This is a genomic window from Leifsonia sp. 115AMFTsu3.1 (assembly GCF_004362795.1).
Taxonomy (GTDB): domain Bacteria; phylum Actinomycetota; class Actinomycetes; order Actinomycetales; family Microbacteriaceae; genus Leifsonia.
On sequence record NZ_SNYB01000002.1, the window covers coordinates 879,668 to 898,673 of the forward strand.

Annotated in this window: 20 protein-coding genes; 16 read left to right on the forward strand and 4 right to left on the reverse strand. The window is 70.1% G+C overall.

Translation table 11 applies throughout. The features are described 5' to 3' along the window. Positions 1 to 25: 25 nt before the first annotated feature. The 4 genes from AXZ95_RS15230 to glmM all read left to right on the forward strand — a co-directional run bounded on the left by AXZ95_RS15230 (position 26) and on the right by glmM (position 3,517). Entirely contained in the window at positions 26 to 964 is a 939-nt protein-coding gene (locus tag AXZ95_RS15230; RefSeq protein WP_018191936.1) for an SDR family oxidoreductase, read from the forward strand. 167 nt (positions 965 to 1,131) lie between these two features. Next, positions 1,132 to 1,578: a 50S ribosomal protein L13 gene (rplM, locus tag AXZ95_RS15235; RefSeq protein ID WP_018191935.1), complete on the forward strand. Its 447-nt coding sequence runs from the start codon at positions 1,132 to 1,134 to the stop codon at positions 1,576 to 1,578. A 52-nt stretch (positions 1,579 to 1,630) separates the two neighbouring features. Next, the gene (rpsI, locus tag AXZ95_RS15240; RefSeq protein WP_018191934.1) at positions 1,631 to 2,128 is read left to right on the forward strand and encodes a 30S ribosomal protein S9; all 498 of its coding nucleotides are present in this window, start codon (positions 1,631 to 1,633) and stop codon (positions 2,126 to 2,128) included. A 27-nt stretch (positions 2,129 to 2,155) separates the two neighbouring features. After that, complete coding sequence (glmM, locus tag AXZ95_RS15245) at positions 2,156 to 3,517, forward strand: phosphoglucosamine mutase (protein ID WP_018191933.1); 1,362 nt, start codon at positions 2,156 to 2,158, stop codon at positions 3,515 to 3,517. 37 nt (positions 3,518 to 3,554) lie between these two features. Here glmM and AXZ95_RS15250 read toward each other — a convergent pair whose 3' ends face one another. Continuing rightward, a complete protein-coding gene (locus AXZ95_RS15250; RefSeq protein WP_018191932.1) occupies positions 3,555 to 3,863 on the reverse strand; it encodes a helix-turn-helix transcriptional regulator in 309 nt (102 codons plus the stop codon). An 81-nt stretch (positions 3,864 to 3,944) separates the two neighbouring features. Then, positions 3,945 to 4,883, reverse strand: a complete 939-nt coding sequence (gene coaA / locus AXZ95_RS15255; RefSeq protein WP_018191931.1) for a type I pantothenate kinase — start codon at positions 4,881 to 4,883, stop codon at positions 3,945 to 3,947. A gap of 65 nt (positions 4,884 to 4,948) precedes the next feature. Here coaA and glmS point away from each other — a divergent pair, with 65 nt between their 5' ends. The 8 genes from glmS (at position 4,949) to AXZ95_RS15295 (ending at position 11,775) form a co-directional block, all read left to right on the forward strand. After that, positions 4,949 to 6,799 (forward strand): glutamine--fructose-6-phosphate transaminase (isomerizing), encoded by a 1,851-nt coding sequence (glmS, locus tag AXZ95_RS15260; protein WP_026307271.1) that lies wholly within the window; start codon positions 4,949 to 4,951, stop codon positions 6,797 to 6,799. 4 nt (positions 6,800 to 6,803) lie between these two features. Further along, complete coding sequence (locus AXZ95_RS15265) at positions 6,804 to 7,160, forward strand: holo-ACP synthase (protein ID WP_018191929.1); 357 nt, start codon at positions 6,804 to 6,806, stop codon at positions 7,158 to 7,160. Then, positions 7,148 to 8,278 carry an alanine racemase gene (gene alr / locus AXZ95_RS15270; protein WP_018191928.1) on the forward strand — a complete coding sequence of 377 codons (1,131 nt, stop codon included), beginning with the start codon at positions 7,148 to 7,150 and terminating at the stop codon, positions 8,276 to 8,278. The genes AXZ95_RS15265 and alr overlap by 13 nt, the downstream gene beginning before the upstream one ends. Then, on the forward strand, positions 8,275 to 8,808 hold the full coding sequence (gene tsaE, locus AXZ95_RS15275) for a tRNA (adenosine(37)-N6)-threonylcarbamoyltransferase complex ATPase subunit type 1 TsaE (protein WP_018191927.1): 534 nt from the start codon (positions 8,275 to 8,277) through the stop codon (positions 8,806 to 8,808). The genes alr and tsaE overlap by 4 nt, the downstream gene beginning before the upstream one ends. 9 nt (positions 8,809 to 8,817) lie before the next feature. Continuing rightward, entirely contained in the window at positions 8,818 to 9,438 is a 621-nt protein-coding gene (gene tsaB, locus AXZ95_RS15280) for a tRNA (adenosine(37)-N6)-threonylcarbamoyltransferase complex dimerization subunit type 1 TsaB (RefSeq protein WP_018191926.1), read from the forward strand. After that, entirely contained in the window at positions 9,435 to 9,935 is a 501-nt protein-coding gene (gene rimI / locus AXZ95_RS15285; RefSeq protein WP_018191925.1) for a ribosomal protein S18-alanine N-acetyltransferase, read from the forward strand. Before tsaB ends, rimI begins: the two co-directional genes overlap by 4 nt. Next, positions 9,932 to 11,035 carry a tRNA (adenosine(37)-N6)-threonylcarbamoyltransferase complex transferase subunit TsaD gene (gene tsaD, locus AXZ95_RS15290; RefSeq protein ID WP_018191924.1) on the forward strand — a complete coding sequence of 368 codons (1,104 nt, stop codon included), beginning with the start codon at positions 9,932 to 9,934 and terminating at the stop codon, positions 11,033 to 11,035. The genes rimI and tsaD overlap by 4 nt, the downstream gene beginning before the upstream one ends. 122 nt (positions 11,036 to 11,157) lie before the next feature. Further along, positions 11,158 to 11,775, forward strand: coding sequence for a DUF4190 domain-containing protein (locus tag AXZ95_RS15295; RefSeq protein WP_018191923.1), 618 nt, complete (start codon positions 11,158 to 11,160; stop codon positions 11,773 to 11,775). A 32-nt stretch (positions 11,776 to 11,807) separates the two neighbouring features. Here AXZ95_RS15295 and AXZ95_RS15300 read toward each other — a convergent pair whose 3' ends face one another. Continuing rightward, positions 11,808 to 12,995, reverse strand: a complete 1,188-nt coding sequence (locus AXZ95_RS15300; protein WP_018191922.1) for a hypothetical protein — start codon at positions 12,993 to 12,995, stop codon at positions 11,808 to 11,810. Between the two features lie 155 nt (positions 12,996 to 13,150). Here AXZ95_RS15300 and groES point away from each other — a divergent pair, with 155 nt between their 5' ends. The 4 genes from groES (at position 13,151) to AXZ95_RS15320 (ending at position 17,861) form a co-directional block, all read left to right on the forward strand. Continuing rightward, positions 13,151 to 13,447, forward strand: coding sequence for a co-chaperone GroES (gene groES / locus AXZ95_RS15305; protein ID WP_018191921.1), 297 nt, complete (start codon positions 13,151 to 13,153; stop codon positions 13,445 to 13,447). Positions 13,448 to 13,529: 82 nt separating this feature from the next. Then, on the forward strand, positions 13,530 to 14,471 hold the full coding sequence (rarD, locus tag AXZ95_RS15310) for an EamA family transporter RarD (protein WP_018191920.1): 942 nt from the start codon (positions 13,530 to 13,532) through the stop codon (positions 14,469 to 14,471). Between the two features lie 97 nt (positions 14,472 to 14,568). Beyond that, complete coding sequence (gene guaB / locus AXZ95_RS15315) at positions 14,569 to 16,071, forward strand: IMP dehydrogenase (protein WP_018191919.1); 1,503 nt, start codon at positions 14,569 to 14,571, stop codon at positions 16,069 to 16,071. 101 nt (positions 16,072 to 16,172) lie between these two features. Continuing rightward, entirely contained in the window at positions 16,173 to 17,861 is a 1,689-nt protein-coding gene (locus AXZ95_RS15320) for an ATP-binding cassette domain-containing protein (RefSeq protein ID WP_018191918.1), read from the forward strand. Here AXZ95_RS15320 and AXZ95_RS15325 read toward each other — a convergent pair. Next, complete coding sequence (locus tag AXZ95_RS15325) at positions 17,845 to 19,005, reverse strand: aminotransferase class I/II-fold pyridoxal phosphate-dependent enzyme (protein ID WP_018191917.1); 1,161 nt, start codon at positions 19,003 to 19,005, stop codon at positions 17,845 to 17,847. The genes AXZ95_RS15320 and AXZ95_RS15325 overlap by 17 nt on opposite strands. Position 19,006 lies beyond the last annotated feature (1 nt).

Sequence of the window (19,006 nt, forward strand, 5' to 3'; positions counted from 1 at the left end):
GAGTCACCGAACGAAGGAGAACACCGTGGCACGAACGATCGACATCGACATCCCCCCGCTCACCGGCAGACGGGCCGTCGTCACCGGGGCCAGCGACGGCATGGGGACGGTCATCGCGGCACGGCTTGCGCAGGCGGGCGCGGAGGTCGTCATGCCGGTGCGCGACCGAGCCAAGGGAGCTGCGGTTGCGGATCGGATCCGCTCCACCGTCCCGGATGCGCGGCTGGTGCTTCGTGACCTCGACCTGGCCTCGCTCGACTCGGTCGCCGCGTTCGGCGAGGGGATGCGAGCTGACGGGCAGCCGGTCCAGATCCTCATCAACAACGCCGGGCTGATGACGCCTCCGGAGCGCCGCACCACCGTCGACGGCTTCGAGCTGCAGTGGGGCACCAACCACCTCGGCCACGTCGCGCTCGTGGGAGCCCTCTTCCCGCTGCTCCAGGAGGGGCGGGCGCGGGTCACATCGCAGGTGAGCGTCGTGGCGAGGAGCGGCGCGATCGACTGGGACGACCTCGGCGCCGAGCGGCCGTATCGCGCCCAAGCGGCATACCGTTCCTCGAAGATCGCGCTCGGCCTGTTCGGGCTGGAGCTCGATCGGCGGAGCGCGGCGGCCGGATGGGGTATCAGCAGCAACCTCGCGCATCCCGGGGTCGCTCCCACCAACCTGCTCGCAGCGCAGCCCGGGTACGGGCGTGCGGCGGACACCGGGGCGGTCCGCATGATCCGCTGGCTGTCCGCCCGCGGCCTCCTGGTCGGCACCCCGGAGACGGCCGCGCTTCCCGCGCTGCTCGCGGCGACGGGGCCGGATGCGGAAGGAGGCAGGATGTACGGCCCGAGCGGACCCGGGCACCTCGGGGGTGCTCCGGCGGAGCAGACGCCGTATCCGCCGCTCCGCGATGCCGTGGAGGCCGTCCGGGTGTGGGAGGTCTCCGAGCAGCAGGCGGGCATCTCCCTCCCGGTTTGACCGGGCGTGTCCGGCTCCCGTAGTATTGACCTTTGGTGTCCGGGCCCCTGCGGCCGGACACACGAACGTGAGCCCTCCACCGGTCCGGTTCGACGCCATCGCGAGCGAACCACCAACGGAGTGGGATTCACGAACACCTCCGTTCGAGACAGAAAGCAGCCACTACTGTGACGCGCACCTATTCCCCGAAGGCAGACGAGATCCAGCGCGACTGGGTCGTCATCGACGCGACCGATGTCGTGCTCGGCCGTCTCGCCAGCCACACCGCCGCCCTCCTCCGCGGCAAGCACAAGCCGACCTTCGCCCCGCACATGGACAGCGGTGACTTCGTCATCATCGTCAACGCTGACAAGGTCGCGCTGACCGGTCAGAAGGCTCTGCAGAAGAAGGCCTACCGCCACTCGGGGTACCCGGGCGGACTGAAGGCGACCACGTACTCGGAGCTCCTCGAGAAGAACCCGGTGCGCGCCGTCGAGAAGGCCGTCCGCGGAATGCTGCCGAAGAACTCCATCGGCCGCGCCCAGCTCCGCAAGCTGAAGGTCTACACCGGAAGCGAGCACCCGCACGCCGCCCAGCAGCCGAAGCCGTACACGCTCGGCCAGGTCGCCCAGTAAGCGCGACGACGCAGACCTTCACGACTTAAAGAGACAAAGGATTATCACCACCGTGGCGAAGATCGCAGACAGCATCGACTCGGCCCAGGCCGAGAACGTCGAGTCCTACTCGACCGAGACCCCGGCCTCCGAGGCCCCGGCCGCCCCGCGCGCCGTCCTCTCCGTTCCCGGCGCGGCCGTCGGCCGCCGCAAGGAGGCCATCGCGCGCGTGCGCCTGGTCCCGGGTTCCGGCACCATCACGGTCAACGGCCGTGAGTTCGCCGACTACTTCCCGAACAAGCTGCACCAGCAGCTCATCAACGACCCGTTCAAGGTGCTCGACCTCATCGGCTCCTACGACGTGGTCGCCCGCATCACCGGCGGTGGCCCCTCGGGTCAGGCGGGCGCACTGCGCCTCGCCATCGCGCGCGCTCTCAACGAGATCGACCGCGACAACAACCGCCCGACCCTGAAGAAGGCCGGCTTCCTCACCCGTGACGCCCGCGTCACCGAGCGCAAGAAGGCCGGTCTCAAGAAGGCCCGCAAGGCGTCGCAGTTCTCCAAGCGCTAACGCTCGCCAGCGTTTAGGCTTCGGTCCATGCCACGCCTCTTCGGAACCGACGGCGTTCGCGGTCTCGCGAACGGCAGTCTCACCGCCGACCTGGCGCTCGGCCTTGCGCAGTCAGCTGCTGCTGTACTGACGCAAGGCCGAAGCGCCGAGGCGCGCCGCGCCGCCGGCAAGCGCCCAACGGCCATCGTCGCCCGCGACCCCCGTGTCTCGGGTGAGTTCCTCTCCGCCGCCGTCGCGGCCGGGCTCGCCAGCTCGGGCATCGACGTGTACGACGCGGGAGTCATCCCCACGCCGGCAGCGGCCTTCCTCATCGCCGACTTCGATGCAGACTTCGGTGTGATGGTCTCGGCCTCGCACAACCCGGCCCCCGACAATGGGATCAAGATCTTCGCCCGCGGCGGCACCAAGCTCCCCGACGTCGTCGAGGACCGCATCGAGCAGCACCTCGACCTCGAGAAGCTGACCCCGACCGGCGCCGACGTCGGCCGCATCCGACGCTTCGCCGACGCGGAGGACCGCTACGTCCTCCACCTCCTCGGCAGCCTCCCGCACCGCCTCGACGGCATCCACGTCGTCCTCGACTGCGCCCACGGCGCGGCGGCGGGAATCTCGCCCGAAGTGTTCACCGACGCGGGAGCGCGAGTGACCGTCATCGGCGACGCGCCGGACGGCATGAACATCAACGACGGTGTCGGCTCCACGCACCTCGACAACCTCGCGAAGGCCGTGCTCGCGGCCGGCGCCGACGTCGGCATCGCCCACGACGGCGACGCGGACCGCTGCCTCGCGATCGACGCCGACGGCAACGTCGTCGACGGCGACCAGATCATGGCGATCCTCGCGGTCGGCATGAAGGAGCGCGGCAAGCTGCGCGACGACACCCTCGTCGCCACGGTGATGAGCAACCTGGGCCTGAAGCTCGCCATGCGCGACCACGGCATCCGGATGGTCGAGACCGCGGTCGGTGACCGGTACGTGCTCGAGGAGATGAACGAGCACGACTACTCCCTCGGCGGAGAGCAGTCCGGCCACGTCATCATGCGCGAGTTCGCGACGACGGGTGACGGTATCCTCACCGGGCTCCACCTCCTCAGCGAGATGGCACGCCAGGGCAAGACGCTGGCGGAGCTCGCCCGCGTGATGACCGTGTACCCGCAGGTGATGGTGAACGTGAAGAACGTCGACCACCACGCGGTCCACACCGACGAGGGACTCCGCACGGCCGTTCAGACGGCGGAGAGCGCACTCGGCGACACCGGGCGCGTGCTGCTGCGCCCGTCCGGCACCGAGCCGCTCGTCCGCGTCATGGTCGAGGCCGCGGATCAGGTCACGGCGGAGCGTCTGGCGAACGAGCTCGCGGATGTCGTGCGGGAGCGGCTGGCTCTCTAGCCGGTCAGCGCGTCTCGCGCGTCAGCACTCTCGCGCGTCAGCGCGTCTCGTGCGCCCGGCGCGCCGCGAGGAAGTCCGCCACGGAGTAGGCGCGCGAACGGTCGGGCAGCATCTCGGTGCCGTACAGTCCCGCCATCAGGGTGCCCGGGTCGACGTCGAGCGCTGTGGCGATGCGGACGATGGTGTGCAGCTCGGAGTTCGCCTCGCCGCGCTCCACCCGCCCGTAGTGCGTCACGTGCATGTCGGCCAGGTTGGCGATGTCCTCCTGGCTCATCCCGAGCGCGATGCGTGCCTCGCGAACCCGCTGCCCGAAGAGCTCGGCGGCGCGAGAACGTGGTGCTGGCATGCCTCATGCTTACGGGTCGTATGCATGCATGGCCAGAGCACCACGACCTCATTTATGCATGCCTGAGGTTTAGAAGCCAGATCAGAGCTTGCGCAGCAGGACGGAGCTCACCGTGTGATCGGCATCCTTCCGCAGCACCAGCTTGGCGCGCGAGCGTGTCGGCCGGATGTTCTGGAGCAGGTTCGGCTCGTTGATCGCCGTCCAGATGGATGCGGCCCGCGCTCGCGCCTCATCCTCCGTCAGCTGCGCATAGCGGTGGAAGTACGACTTCGGATTGGCGAACGCACCGCGCTGCAGCTTCAGGAAGCGCTCCTCGTACCAGTGCGCGATGTCGCGGGTGCGCGCATCCACGTAGACGCTGAAGTCGAACAGGTCGCTCACGGCGAGCCGGTTGCCGCCTCCCGCCGGCTGCAGCACGTTGAGGCCCTCGACGATGAGGACGTCCGGGCGCCGCACGACGATCTCCGCATCCGGAACGATGTCGTAGCTCAGGTGCGAGTAGAAGGGGGCCCGGACCTCCGCGGCGCCGCTCTTGATGGCCGTGACGAAACGCAGCAGCGCCCGCCGGTCGTACGACTCCGGGAAGCCCTTGCGCTCCATCAGGCCGCGGCGCTCGAGTTCGGCGTTGGGAAGAAGGAAGCCGTCCGTGGTCACCAGTTCGACGCGCGGGGTGTCGTCCCAGCGCGACAGCAGCTCGCGCAGCAGGCGCGCGATGGTCGACTTGCCGACGGCGACAGAGCCCGCGACGCCGATGACGAACGGCGTGCTGGCCGCCCGCTCGCCGAGGAAGTCGCTCGTCACCCGATGGAGCTGCTTCGCGCCACCCACGTACAGATTGAGGAGACGGCTGAGCGGGAGGTAGACCTCCGACACCTCACGCATGTCGAGCGGATCGCCGAGGCCGCGGAGCTGGACGATCTCCGTCTCCTGCAGCGGCAGTCTGGTGTTCTCCGCCAGCTCCGCCCAGTCGGCCCTGCTCAGCTCGACGAAGGGGGTGGAGGAGTCGCCGTTCGGAAGCATAGGGCACCAATTCTAGGGGGCGCTCCGAGCCGGCTCCCACTTACGCCCACGATAGACTCGGGTGCATGTGTGGAATCGTGGGGTACGTCGGTACCGACAAGAGCCTCGAGGTGCTTCTCGGCGGCCTGAAGCGCCTGGAGTACCGCGGATACGACTCCGCGGGCATCGCCGTGATCGGCCCGGACGGCGCCCTCGGCACCGCTAAGAAGGCCGGGAAGCTCTCGGTGCTGACCGAAGACCTGCAGGAGCACCCCATCCCGAACGGGCAGACCGGCATCGGTCACACCCGCTGGGCGACGCACGGCGGCCCGACCGACGTGAATGCGCACCCGCATCTGGGCGACGACGGTCGCCTGGCCGTCATCCACAACGGCATCATCGAGAACTTCGCGACGCTGAAGGACGAGCTGCTCGCCGACGGCTTCGCCTTCGAGTCCGAGACCGACACCGAGGTCGCAGCCGTGCTGCTGGGCCGCGAGTACCGCCGGACGGGCGACCTGCCCGAGGCGTTCCAGAGCGTCGTCTCACGCCTGGAGGGTGCATTCACCCTCCTCGCGATGCACCAGGACCAGCCGCACGTCGTCGTCGGCGCGCGCCGCAACTCGCCGCTCGTCATCGGGCTCGGCGAGGGCGAGAACTTCCTCGGCTCGGACGTCGCCGCGTTCGTCGAGCACACCCGCAAGGCGATGGCGATCGGTCAGGACCAGATCGTCACCATCACGCCGGACAGCGTCACGGTCACCGACTTCGCCGGCGCGCCCGTCGAGGTCGAGCCGTTCGAGGTCGCCTGGGACGCCTCCGCCGCCGAGAAGGGCGGGTGGTCGTCGTTCATGGCCAAGGAGATCGCCGAAGAGCCGGATGCGGTGGCCAACACGCTCCGCGGCCGTCTCGTCGACGGCGCCGTCCACATCCCCGAGCTCGACGCGCTCGGCGACGAGTACTTCGCCGGCATCGACCGCATCACGATCATCGCCTGCGGCACCGCCGCGTACGCGGGCCTGGTGGGCAGCTACGCGATCGAGAAGTGGGCCCGGGTGCCGGTCACGGTCGAGCTGAGCCACGAGTTCCGCTACCGCGAGCCCGTGCTGACCGACGGCACCCTGGTCATCTCGATCAGCCAGTCGGGCGAGACGATGGACACGCTGATGGCCGTCAAGTACGCCCGCGAGGGCGGCGCCAAGGCCATCTCGGTCTGCAACACGCAGGGCGCGACCATCCCGCGCGAGTCCGACGCCGCGCTGTACACGCACGCCGGCCCGGAGGTCGCCGTCGCGTCGACCAAGGCCTTCGTCGCCCAGATCACCGCTCTGTACCTGTTCGGCCTTCACCTGGCGCGCGTCCGCGGCACCCTGAGCGCCGCCCAGCAGCGCGACGCGATCGAGGAGCTGCAGGAGGTGCCCGCCAAGATCGCCACGGTGCTCGAGTCGCACGCCGAGATCGCGCAGCTGGCCAAGTGGATGTCGGACACCCGCGCGGTGCTGTTCCTCGGTCGTCACGTCGGCTACCCGATCGCGCTGGAAGGCGCGCTGAAGCTCAAGGAGCTCGCGTACATCCACGCCGAGGGCTTCGCGGCCGGTGAGCTGAAGCACGGACCGATCGCCCTGATCGAGCCGGGTCAGCCGGTGTTCGTCGTCGTGCCCAGCCCGCGCTGGTCGGACGAGCTGCACAAGAAGGTCGTCTCGAACATCCAGGAGATCCGCGCCCGCGGCGCCCGCGTCATCGCGATCGCCGAGGCCGGAGACGCCGCCGTGCTGCCGTTCGCCGACGAGGTCATCCGCATCCCGCTGGCCGCGCCGCTCTTCGAGCCGCTGCTCGCGGTCGTCCCGCTGCAGATCTTCGCCATGGAGCTGTCGGCGGCGAAGGGCCTCGACGTCGACCAGCCGCGCAACCTGGCCAAGTCCGTCACCGTCGAGTGACGCCGTGATCGCCGGCATCGGGGTCGACGTGGTCGATCTGGCCCGCTTCGAGCGGTCGATCGCCCGCACGCCGAAGCTGCGCGACCGGCTGTTCACCGAGGCGGAGCGCCTGCTTCCCGTGCACTCGCTCGCGGCCCGGTTCGCCGCGAAAGAGGCGCTGATCAAGGCGCTCGGCGGCTCCGAGGGCGTGCGCTGGCACGACATGGAGATCGTCCCCGACGAGGAGAGGAACCCCGGTTTCGTGCTGCACAACGTCGTCGAGGCGCAGGTCCGCGAGCGTGGCATCGTGCGCATCCACGTGTCGATGACGCATGACGCCGGCGTCGCGACGGCGTTCGTGGTGACGGAGTGCGCGCCGTGACCGCCGTGTTCCGGGAGCGGGTCGTCGACCTGGATGCGGTGAGTGCGAACGTCGCACGCCTGCGCGAGCTCGTCGGCACGCCGCACGTCATGGCGGTCGTCAAGGCGGACGCGTACGGACACGGCGCCGTCGAGTGCGCCCGGGCAGCGCTCGCCGGCGGGGCGGATTGGCTCGGCGTCGCCGAGATCTCCGAAGGACTCGCGCTGCGGGAGGCCGGCATCACCTCGCCCGTGCTGGCGTGGTTGCACGACCCCGACGACGACTTCGCCGACGCCGTCCGCGCCGACCTCGACCTCGGGATATCGTCCCGCGTCCAGCTGGAGGCCGCAGCGGCCGCAGCCACCGGTGAGCGGCCGGCCTTCGTCCAGCTGAAGATCGAGACCGGTCTGAGCCGCAACGGCGTCCCGGAATCCGAGTGGGATGCGGTGGTCGCGCGCGCGCGTGAGCTCGAGATCGCGGGGCTGGTCCGGGTCCGCGGCATCTTCTCGCACCTCTCCAACGCGTCGCCGGAGGACGACCGCGCCGCGATCGCCGTGTTCGAACGTGCTCTCGATCGCGCATCCGCCGCCGGACTCGATCCCGAGCTGCGGCACATCGCGGCCAGTGCGGCCGCCCTCTCGCTGCCGGAGTCGCGGTTCGATCTCGTCCGCCTCGGCATCGCCGTGTACGGGCTGTCGCCCTTCGGCCGGGAGTCGGCCGTCGAGCTCGGGCTGCGTCCCGCGATGACGCTGCGCGGGCGGGTGGCCGCGGTCCGGCGCGTGCCCGCGGGCACAGGCGTCTCCTACGACTACACGTACCGCACCGAGAAGGAGACGACGCTCGTCCTCGTCCCCCTCGGCTATGCGGAGGGCATCCCGCGTCATGCGTCCAACCGCGGACCCGTCGCGATCGGCGGCCGCACGTTCCGGATCAGCGGGCGCGTCGCCATGGACCAGTTCGTGGTCGACGTCGGCGACCTGGACGTGGCGGTCGGCGACGAGGTCGTCCTGTTCGGCGACCCCGCGGGCGGTGTGCCGGGGGCGGACGACTGGGCTGAGGCCGCCGACACCATCAACTACGAGATCGTCACGCGTCTCGGCGGGCGGCTGAGACGGAGCTACACCGGAGGCGGCCGATGACGGACGCGCTGCAGGTGCCCGCCGTCCGGCGGGTCGCCACGGCGGACGAGATGCACGAACTCGGCCGGGATCTCGCTGGCGTCCTCCGAGCGGGCGACCTCGTCATCCTGTCCGGTCCACTCGGGGCGGGCAAGACGACGCTGACGCGTGGGATCGGCGAAGCGCTGGACGTGCGCGGCCCGGTGACCAGCCCCACGTTCGTGCTCGCCCGGACGCATCCCAGTCTCTCCGGCGGTGCGCCGCTCGTCCACGTCGACGCGTACCGCCTGTCGAGCGCGCTGGAGCTCGACGACCTCGACATCGACTTCGCGCGCTCGGTCGTGGTGGTGGAGTGGGGCGCCGGGATGCTCGACGGCGTCGCCGAGTCGTGGCTCGAGGTCGCGATCGAGCGGCCGACCGGAGCAGCGGAGGGCGCGGCCGTAGACGCCGATGCGGTCGACGAGACGGACGAACCGCGTACCGTCACGCTGACCGGGTTCGGTCCGCGCTGGGCGCCGCCCGCGGGCTCCTCGTCCGCCGATCCCGCTTAGGCTGGATGCATGCTGCTCGCCATCGACACGTCCGCCGGGACCAGCGTCGCCGTCGTCGACCGGGAGGGCGGGGTGCTCTCGGAGATCATCGAGACCGACACCATGCGCCATGCCGAGGTGATCGGCACCCTGATCGACGAGGCGCTGACCGTGGCCGGCATCGAGGTGCGCGCTCTGTCGGGCGTCGTCGCCGGGATGGGGCCGGGCCCGTTCACGGGACTCCGGGTCGGCATCGCCGCGGCGAAGGCGTTCGCGATCGGCGCGGGCAAGCCGCTCGTCCCCGTCGTCAGCCATGACGCCGTCGCCTACGACCGCTACGCGTCCGGCCACGCGGGGCCGCTGCTGATCGTGACCGACGCCCGGCGCCGCGAACGCTACTGGACCGCTTACTCGGGCGTCGACGGCTTCGGTCTGCCGATCCGTCTCGACGGGCCGGGTCTCGCCCGACCGGACGAGCTGCCGCATCCCGATATCGCCAGAGTCGACGCCGACGTCGTGCCCGCCGGCCGGCTCGGCATGATCGCCGAGCTGCGCTACGCGAACCGGCTGCCCATGGACCCCGATGTCGCCCTCTACCTGCGCTCGCCGGATGTGACGCCGTCCGCCGGGCCGAAGCGGGTGACGGCATGACCGATCCCGCCCGCACCGTGCACCAGCTGCGCCGCGCCGAGCCCGCCGACGTGCCCGCGATCATGGAGCTGGAGCGCAGTGTTTTCCTCAACGACGCGTGGTCGGAGCGCTCCATGCGCTCGGAGGTCGCCGGCGAGCACGGCTACTACCTCGTCGCCTTCGCACCGGAGTCGCCCGACCGCCTCGCCGGGTATGCCGGACTCCTCGCCCCGCGCGGGGGAGGGGAGGGGGACATCCAGACCATCGCGGTCGCCCCGCACGCCCGTCGCCGTGGGCTGGGTCGGCAGCTCATGCTCGCCCTGATCGCCGAGGCGCGGAAACGCGGCGCACGCGAGGTGTTCCTCGAAGTGCGTGCCGACAACCCGGGCGCCCAGACCCTCTACCGCGACCTCGGTTTCGAGGAGATCGGCGTGCGCCCGAAGTACTACCAGCCGGACGGTGTGGACGCGATCGTGATGCGTCTCGCCGTCCCCAGTCCGGAGACCACCCTCGCATGACCAGTGCAGCATCCACTCGCCTCGATCCGGCGTCCGTGAAGGAGCCGCTCGTGCTCGGCATCGAGACGTCATGCGACGAGACCGGTGTGGGGATCGTTCGCGGCACGACTCTGCTCGCCAACACGATCGCGTCGTCGATGGAGGAGCACGCCCGCTACGGCGGCGTCGTCCCGGAGGTCGCCGCCCGCGCACATCTGGAGGCCCTGGAACCGACGCTGCGCACCGCCGTAGCGGACGCGGGGATCGAGCTGGACGACGTCGACGCCATCGCTGTGACCAGCGGCCCCGGGCTCTCGGGTGCGCTCATGGTCGGCGTCGGCGCGGCAAAGGCGCTCGCCGTCTCCCTCGGCAAGCCGCTGTATGCCGTCAACCACCTCGTCGGCCACGTCGGCGCCGATCTGCTCGACGCGCAGGGCGGCCCGGGTCATCCCGTCGAACTGCCGACGATCGCCCTGCTCGTCTCCGGCGGCCACACCTCCCTGCTGCTCGTCCGCGACCTCGTCTCGGACGTCGAGCTGCTCGGCGAGACCATCGACGACGCAGCCGGTGAGGCGTTCGACAAGGTCGCCCGTGTGCTCGGCCTGCCGTATCCCGGCGGCCCGCAGATCGACCGCGTCGCAGCGGACGGCGACCCGAAGGCGATCCGCTTCCCGCGGGGGCTGACCCGGCCGAAGGACCTGGAGAAGCACCGGTACGACTTCTCCTTCTCCGGACTCAAGACCGCGGTCGCGCGCTGGGTCGAACAGCGTCAGGATGCCGGGGAAGAGGTGCCGGTCGCCGATGTCGCTGCGTCGTTCCGGGAGGCGGTGGCGGACGTGCTGATCACGAAGGCGCTGGCCGCATGCCGTGATCACGACGTGCCCCGGCTACTGCTCGGCGGCGGCGTCGTGGCGAACGCCCGGGTGCGCCAGCTCGCCATCGCACGGGCGGCCGAAGCCGGTGTCGCGTTGCGCATCCCGGCTCTGTCGCTGTGCACGGACAACGGCGCGATGATCGCGGCGCTGGGGGCGCAGCTGATCATGGCGGGTCACGGCCCGAGCGAGCTCACCTTCTCGGCGGACTCCACGCTCCCGGTGACGGAGATTCAGGTCACCGCCTGAGTGGTGCGTTGACACCCTCCCGGACCCCCTGCCACGATGGGTGTGATACAGCGTTCTCTCAGGAAATCCGTTTCCGCTGAGGCGCCGACCACCAGCTTCCCGCACCGAAGGAGATGGGTCTCATGACCGACCCGAACGCCCCCGTCGAACCGACGGACCCGAACTCGCAGAACGGATCGGTCCCGCCGCCGCCGCCGCCCGCCCCGCCCGCGTCCGACACGGGGGCCGTGCCGCCGCCCGCGCCGGGTTACGGTCAGCAGCCGCCGGCTCCGGACTACGGTCAGCAGCCGCCCGCTCCCGGATACGGTCAGCAGCCGCCCGCGCCGGGATACGGCCAGCAGCCACCGGCCCCGGGATACGGCCAGCAGTACCAGCAGCCCTACGGCCAGCAGCCGGGCCAGCCCCAGCAGCCGTACGGCCAGCCGGCATACGGGCAGCCCGCCCCCGGCTACACCCAGCCCTACGGGCAGCCCGCCGCCAAGTCGCCGATCCTGAGCATCCTGTCGCTCGTCGGCGGCATCCTCGGCATCGTGCTCAACATCGCCTGGGGCATCGGCTTCCTGTTCGGTATCGCGGCGGTCGTGCTCGGCTTCATCGGCCGCAACAAGGAGCCGCAGGCCAAGGGCTTCTGGCTCACCGGCATCATCCTCGGCTTCGTGAGCATCGCGATCGCGATCATCTACTGGATCTTCCTCGCGATCATCTTCGCGAGCATCGCGAACTACCAGGGCACGTACTGAGCAAAGCCCTGTGAAGCGGTTCGCCGACGGCCTCAGAGCCGTTCGGCGAGCAGCGCCGTGTGCCGCCCGGCGACCCTGGTGAGGATCAGGGTCGCCGGGCGGTCGCCGTTGAGGCTCAGCCGGCGGCGCAGTGCGGCGGGGTCCACATCCACCCCCCGCTTCTTGATCTCGAGGGTGCCGATGCCGCGCTGACGGAGAGCCTTCTTCAGGTCCTTCTCGGCGTACGGGAGCGTTTCGAGAACGCGGAAGCCGGCCGCGAACGGGGTCTCGGCGGGCCGGTCGGTCGTGATGTAGGCGATCTGCTCCGAGAGCATCCTGCCGCCCAGCCTGCGTGCGAGATCGCCGATGAGGCGCGCGCGGATGACCGCGCCATCCGGCTCGTAGAGGAACTCCCCGAGCGGACCGGTCTCCTCGTCGGGACTGTCGGCATCGGCGGTCAGTTCGTCCGCCCGATCGCCGCGGAGCACAAGTGCGGCGCGGTGGATGCCGGGCCGGGCCAGCGCTCCGAACCAGAGGCCCAGCTCGACGACCTGTCCGTCGGCGGACACCCACTGCGCCTCCGCCGTCGAGGGGATGAGGTCGCGGTCGAATCCCGGACCGAGCTTCAGGCCGACCGATCGGCCGGTGGCGAGCTCGTACGCGAAGCCGAGCGACGGCGTGTAGTCGTCGGGGTCGGTGAGGCGCTCCGTCTGCGTGTGCCCGGCGGTCCGTCGCGCCGGGTCGAGGAAGACGCCGTCGATCTCGCGCAGGTCGACGTCTTCCGCACGCCGCTGCTCGACCCGCGCGCTGGGGAACGGGGCCAGGTTGAAGGAGGCGATGGCCGCGGTGACCTCGTCGGCCTCGATCGCCAGGACGTCCAGCTCGAGGGCGGCGAGGGCGAGAGCGTCGCCGCCGATGCCGCAGCCGAGGTCGGCGACCCGGCGGATCCCCGCCGCGCGGAACCGTCCGGCGTGCCGCGCGGCGACCGGCAGCCGGGTGGCCTGCTCCAGGCCGGCCTCGGTGAAGAGCATCTGCGACGCGAAGTCGCCGAACTTGGCCACGGCCTTGCGGCGCAGTTTCGACTGCGTGAGTACGGCCGCGACCAGCGCGGGGGAGTGGCCCTGCTTGCGGAGGTCGCTGACGATCGCGAGTACGTCCCGCTCGCTGTTGTAGGGCGGAAGGGAGTCGAGCAGCCGCAGTCCCTCCGGGCTCAGGAGGGCGACCAGCTCGGAGCGTTCCATGCGCTCAACGCTACCCTGGACGTGCCGCCCCGCCCGGTCTGGCACTCACGTTGCGTGACTGCTAACGCACCCCCTAGACTCGTGTTAGCACTCTCAGTGCGAGTTTGCTAATCAGTCTTAGTAGAGACACTGTTCTTCACAGGAAAGGGGTCAACGTGTCGGTCTCCATCAAGCCGCTCGAGGATCGCATCGTCATCAAGCAGGTCGAGGCTGAGCAGACCACTGCTTCCGGTCTGGTCATCCCCGACACCGCCAAGGAGAAGCCGCAGGAGGGCGAGGTCGTCGCGGTGGGCCCTGGTCGCATCGACGACAACGGCAACCGCATCCCGCTCGATGTCGCCGTCGGCGACAAGGTCATCTACTCGAAGTACGGCGGCACCGAGGTGAAGTTCGGCGGCGAGGACTACCTCGTCCTGTCGGCCCGCGACGTGCTCGCGGTCGTCGTCCGCTGACGCACCCCCTCTTCTCGACGGCCCGGATGCTCTGAGCATCCGGGCCGTCGTGGTGTCTGCGGTCGCAGGTAGAGTCGGACGAGTGGCACCCTCCGACGACCTCAGCTCCCACCGCACATCCGGACTCGTCTACGCGGTCTCCGCGTACGTCCTGTGGGGCATCCTCCCGATCTACTTCCTGGCGCTCGCGCCCGCCTCGGCCTGGGAGATCGTCGGCTGGCGCGTGATCTTCTCGCTCGGGTTCTGCGCCATCGCCCTCACGGTGACCCGTTCCTGGCGCGCGTTCACGGCGCTGCTCACCGACAAGCGCGTCCTGTTCACGATGGGCCTCGCCGGCGCTCTCATCTACGTCAACTGGCAGACGTATGTGCTGGCGACGGTGAACGGCCACGTCGTCGAGGCGGCCCTCGGTTACTTCATCAACCCGATCGTCACGGTGTTCCTCGGCGTCGTCGTGCAGCGCGAGAAGCTGCGCGTCGCCCAGTGGGTCGCCGTCGGCGTGAGCGTCGTCGCCGTCATCGTCCTCGCGGTCGGCTACGGCTCGATGCCGTGGATCGCCCTCATCCTCGCCTTCTCGTTCGGCCTGTACGGGCTGATCAAGAAGCGCGTGGGCAACCGGGTGGATGCGCTCTCCGGCCTCACCCTCGAGACGATGTGGCTGACCCCGGTTGCCATCATCCAGCTCGTCGTCGTCGGCGTCACCGCCGGGCTCACCATCGGCACCGCGGGGGTGTGGCACACCGTTCTGCTCGTCGGAGCCGGTGTCATCACGGCCGTCCCGCTGCTGTTCTTCGCCGCGGCATCCCGTCGCCTCCCGCTCGTCTACATGGGCTTCATCCAGTACTTCGCCCCGTTCATCCAGTTCATCGTCGGCGTCGCCGTACTGCACGAGGCGATGCCGCCGGAGCGCTGGGTCGGCTTCGCGATCGTCTGGCTCGCGCTGCTCATCCTGAGCATCGACATGATCGTCGCCGCGCGGCAGGGCAAGCGGGCGGCGGAGCTCGACCTGGCCCCGGTGGACTGACCGCGAAGCGGCCGGAATATCCGTCCAGATTCTGCCGTTACCATTGAGCATCCACAGTCGCGCGTCCTCACACGGGATGCATCTTTGAAGGGGTGAGATGGATCAGGCGGATCCGTTCGGTTTCATCGGTTTGACCTACGACGACGTCATGCTCCTCCCCGGGCATACCGACGTCATCCCGAGTGAGGCGGACACGTCCACCCGCTTGACCAAGCGCATCTCGATGGCGACTCCGCTGCTCTCGAGCGCGATGGACACCGTCACCGAGTCGCGCATGGCCGTCGCCATGGCGCGCCAGGGCGGCATCGGCATCATCCACCGCAACCTCTCGATCGAGGACCAGGCGGCGCACGTCGACAAGGTCAAGCGGTCCGAGTCGGGCATGATCACCAACCCGGTGACCACGACCCCGGACGCGACCGTCGAAGAGGTCGACGCACTGTGCGGCCAGTTCCGCGTCAGCGGCCTCCCCGTCGTCGAGCCGGACGGCACCCTCGTCGGCATCATCACCAACCGCGACATGCGTTTCGTCTCGCCGTTCGAGCGGTCGACCACCAAGGTCCGCGACGTCATGACCCGTCAGCCGCTGATCACGGCTCCGATCGGCATCGACCCGGACGCGGCCGTCGCCATCTTCGCCGAGCACAAGATCGAGAAGCTCCCCCTGGTGGACGCCGACGGCAAGCTCGGCGGCCTCATCACGGTGAAAGACTTCGACAAGAGCGAGAAGTACCCCGACGCCACGAAGGACGACGAGGGCCGGCTCCGTGTCGGCGCCGCGATCGGCTTCTTCGGCGACGCCTGGCAGCGCGCGATGACCCTGGTCGACGCGGGGGTCGACGTGATCGTCGTCGACACCGCCAACGGCGACAGCGCCGGCGTTCTCGACATCATCCGCCGCCTCAAGGCCGAGCCCCGCGCGTCGCACGTCGACGTCATCGGCGGCAACGTCGCCACCCGTTCGGGCGCTCAGGCGCTCATCGACGCGGGTGCCGACGCCATCAAGGTCGGTGTCGGCCCGGGCTCCATCTGCACCACGCGCGTCGTCGCCGGTGTGGGTGTGCCCCAGGTCACCGCGGTCTACGAGGCGTCGCTCGCCGCGCGCGAGGCCAACGTCCCGCTCATCGCCGACGGCGGCCTCCAGTACTCGGGCGACATCGCGAAGGCGCTCGTCGCCGGTGCGGACAGCGTCATGCTCGGATCGCTGCTGGCCGGCACCTCCGAGTCACCGGGCGAGCTCGTGTTCGTCAACGGCAAGCAGTTCAAGAACTACCGCGGGATGGGGTCGCTCGGCGCTCTGCAGACGCGCGGCAAGAAGACCTCCTACTCGCGTGACCGCTACTTCCAGGCGGATGTGCCGAGCGACGAGCAGCTGATCGCCGAGGGCATCGAGGGTCAGGTGCCGTTCCGCGGCCCGCTCTCCGCCGTCGCCTACCAGCTCGTCGGCGGTCTGCGGCAGTCGATGTTCTACGTGGGCGCCCGCACCATCCCGGAGCTCAAGCAGAACGGCAAGTTCGTGCGCATCACCGCGGCGGGGCTCAAGGAGTCGCACCCGCACGACGTGCAGATGGTCGTGGAGGCTCCGAACTACCGCCGCTGACACGCAGCTTCAGGTCTGAGAAACCGCCGCCCGTTCCCTCGGGCGGCGGTTTCGTTTACTCTGGAAGGCTTTGCCCGCCTCCCGAGATACAGGATCACTCCATGAGCCACATCGACGTCTCCGGCGTCTCGTACACCCTTGCCGACGGCCGGCCGCTGCTCGACGACGTCTCGTTCCGGGTCGGGGATGGGCGCGTCGGCGCTCTGATCGGCGCGAACGGTGCGGGCAAGTCGACCCTGCTGCGCATCATCCGGGGTGAACTCCGGCCCGACGCGGGCGGCGTCGTCATCGACGGCGGCCTCGCGGTGATGGACCAGTTCGTCGGGCACGTCCGCGACGACCGAACGGTGCACGACCTACTGGTGGGAGTGGCTCCGAAGGCGGTGAAGGCCGCGGCCGAAGCGCTGGAGGCGGCCGAGAACGCCATCATCGAGCGCGACGAGACCGACACACAGCTGCGGTATGCGAACGCGCTTGCCGAGTACGCCGACGCCGGCGGATACGAGCAGGAAGTCGTCTGGGACCAGTGCACGGTCGCCGCGCTCGGCGTCCCGTTCGAGCGAGCGCGATACCGGGCGGTCCGGACCCTGTCGGGCGGAGAGCAGAAGCGGTTGGTGCTGGAGGCGCTGCTGCGCGGTCCGGAACAGGTGCTGCTGCTCGACGAGCCGGACAACTACCTCGACGTGCCGGCCAAGCGCTGGCTGGAGGAGCAGCTCCGGGCGACGCAGAAGACGGTGCTGGTCGTCTCGCACGACCGTGAGCTGCTCGCCAACGCGGCCGACCGCATCATCACGCTGGAGCTGGGGGCCGCCGGCAACACGACGTGGACGCACGGGGGAGGTTTCGTCGGCTACCACGACGCTCGGCGCGAGCGGATGGAGCGGCTCGAGGAGCTTCGCCGCCGGTGGGATGAGGAGCACGCGAAGCTGAAGGCGCTCGTGCTGCGCTTCAAGGAGAAAGCCAAGTACAACAGCGACCTCGCGAACGCCTACCAGGCCGCGCAGACCCGCCTCGCCCGCTTCGAGACGGCCGGTCCGCCGCAGGAGGTGCCGCGCGAACAGAACGTCCGGATGCGCTTGACCGGCGCACGCACCGGCCGCCGCGTGCTCGAATGCACAGATCTCGAACTGACCGGGCTGATGCGGCCGTTCGACGCCGAGGTCTGGTTCGGTGAGCGCGTCGCGGTGCTCGGCTCGAACGGGTCCGGGAAGTCGCATTTCCTCCGGCTGCTCGCGGCCGGCGGCACGGATCCGGACCCGTCGGCCGGGCATCTCGCCGCACCGGAGAACGCCGGCGCCGTTGTCCCGCACACGGGGAACGCGAAACTCGGTGCCCGGGTCGCTCCGGGCCTGTTCGCGCAGGCTCACGAGCATCCCGAGCTGGTCGGACGGACGCTGCTGGAGATCCTGCACCGCGGCGACGAACGCCGCGACGGGATGCCCCGGGAGGCCGCGAGCCGGGTCCTCGATCGGTATGGTCTCGCCGGTGCCGCCGAGCAGACGTTCGAATCGCTGTCGGGGGGCCAGCAGGCGCGGCTGCAGATCCTGCTGCTCGAACTCTCCGGTGCGACGCTGCTGCTGCTCGACGAGCCAACCGACAACCTCGACCTGGTCTCGGCCGAGGCGCTCGAGGAGGGCCTCGCCGGCTTCGAGGGCACGGTGATCGCGGTCACGCACGACCGCTGGTTCGCTCGCGGGTTCGACCGGTTCCTGGTGTTCGGTTCCGACGGCGCGGTCTACGAGACCGACGAGCCGGTGTGGGACGAGCGGCGGGTCAGCCGCGCGCGCTGAGCTCGGCGATCCGGTCGATCGCGTCGGTGAGGACCTCCGGAGAGCACGCCAGGTTGAGGCGGATGAAACCGGCGCCGGGCGCACCGAACTCGATGCCGGGATTGACGGCGACGCGGGCCTCCTCCAGAATGCGCGTGGCAGGGTCGTCGCCCCAGCCGAGGGCGCGCAGGTCGATCCAGGCCAGGTAGCTGGCGAGCGGCTCCCGGTAGCGGGCGCGCGGCAGACGGTCGGTCAGCAGGACGGACAGCAGTTCGCGGTTGGTCTCGATGGCCCGCAGCACGTCGTCGAGCCAGGGTCGCCCATCCCGGAAGGCCGCTTCGGTGGCGATCCGGCCGAAGTGGCTGGTGCGCACCTCCACCTCGATGGGCAGGGCGTGGATGCGCTCGGCCTGCTCCGGCGACGCCGTCACGAACAGTGCGCACTTCAGGCCGGCCAGGTTCCAGGCCTTGCTGGCGGAGTGAGCGGCCACGCCGATCCGCCGCGCCTCCTCCGACACGGAGAGGAACGGCGTGAACGTCGCGTCGGTGTGCGTGAGCGGTGCGTGCACCTCGTCGCTCACGACGAACACACCGTGGTGGGCCGCCAGCGCGGCGACCGCCTCCAGCTCGGCGCGCGGGTGGACCAGACCGAGCGGATTGTGCGGATTGCAGAGCAGGAACGCCTTCGCCCCTCCCGCGAACGCCCGCTCCAGACCGGCGAGATCGAGCGCCCAGCCTCGGCCGTCGGTCCCGCCGTCGAGCAGCGGCACCTCCTCGACGACACCCCCGGCTTCGGGGATCAGCTCGAAGAACGGCGGATAGACCGGCGGGGTGATGACTACGCGGTCGCCCGGCTCGATCAGCATCCGCAGGGCTTCGACGATCACCACGCTCACGTCGGTGGTGGTCCGCGTCTGCGCGGGGTCGACCTCCCAGCCCCACCGGTCGCGCGCGAAGTCGACGAACGCCCGCTGCGTGCGGTCGTCCGGCCCGATATAGCCGGTGTCGCTGCGGTCGACGGCCGCGTGCAGGGCCGCGGCGATCGGCGGGGCGAGCGGGTAGTCCATCTCGGCGACGAACAGCGGGAGGACGTCGTCGGGGTACGCGCGCCATTTCTCACTGGTGCGCTGGCGGAGACGGCTGAGGGGTTCGGCTTCGACGGTCACG

Coding starts and splice junctions, on each gene's coding strand:
- coaA (WP_018191931.1), bottom strand. CDS start 4,883: ATGCTTCCGAACGGCGACTCCTCCACCCCCTTCGTCGAGCTGAGCAGG.
- AXZ95_RS15300 (WP_018191922.1), bottom strand. CDS start 12,995: ATGGAACGCTCCGAGCTGGTCGCCCTCCTGAGCCCGGAGGGACTGCGG.
- guaB (WP_018191919.1), top strand. CDS start 14,569: ATGGATCAGGCGGATCCGTTCGGTTTCATCGGTTTGACCTACGACGAC.
- AXZ95_RS15250 (WP_018191932.1), bottom strand. CDS start 3,863: ATGCCAGCACCACGTTCTCGCGCCGCCGAGCTCTTCGGGCAGCGGGTT.
- tsaD (WP_018191924.1), top strand. CDS start 9,932: ATGACCAGTGCAGCATCCACTCGCCTCGATCCGGCGTCCGTGAAGGAG.
- AXZ95_RS15295 (WP_018191923.1), top strand. CDS start 11,158: ATGACCGACCCGAACGCCCCCGTCGAACCGACGGACCCGAACTCGCAG.
- glmS (WP_026307271.1), top strand. CDS start 4,949: ATGTGTGGAATCGTGGGGTACGTCGGTACCGACAAGAGCCTCGAGGTG.
- tsaE (WP_018191927.1), top strand. CDS start 8,275: ATGACGGACGCGCTGCAGGTGCCCGCCGTCCGGCGGGTCGCCACGGCG.
- glmM (WP_018191933.1), top strand. CDS start 2,156: ATGCCACGCCTCTTCGGAACCGACGGCGTTCGCGGTCTCGCGAACGGC.
- tsaB (WP_018191926.1), top strand. CDS start 8,818: ATGCTGCTCGCCATCGACACGTCCGCCGGGACCAGCGTCGCCGTCGTC.
- AXZ95_RS15320 (WP_018191918.1), top strand. CDS start 16,173: ATGAGCCACATCGACGTCTCCGGCGTCTCGTACACCCTTGCCGACGGC.
- rimI (WP_018191925.1), top strand. CDS start 9,435: ATGACCGATCCCGCCCGCACCGTGCACCAGCTGCGCCGCGCCGAGCCC.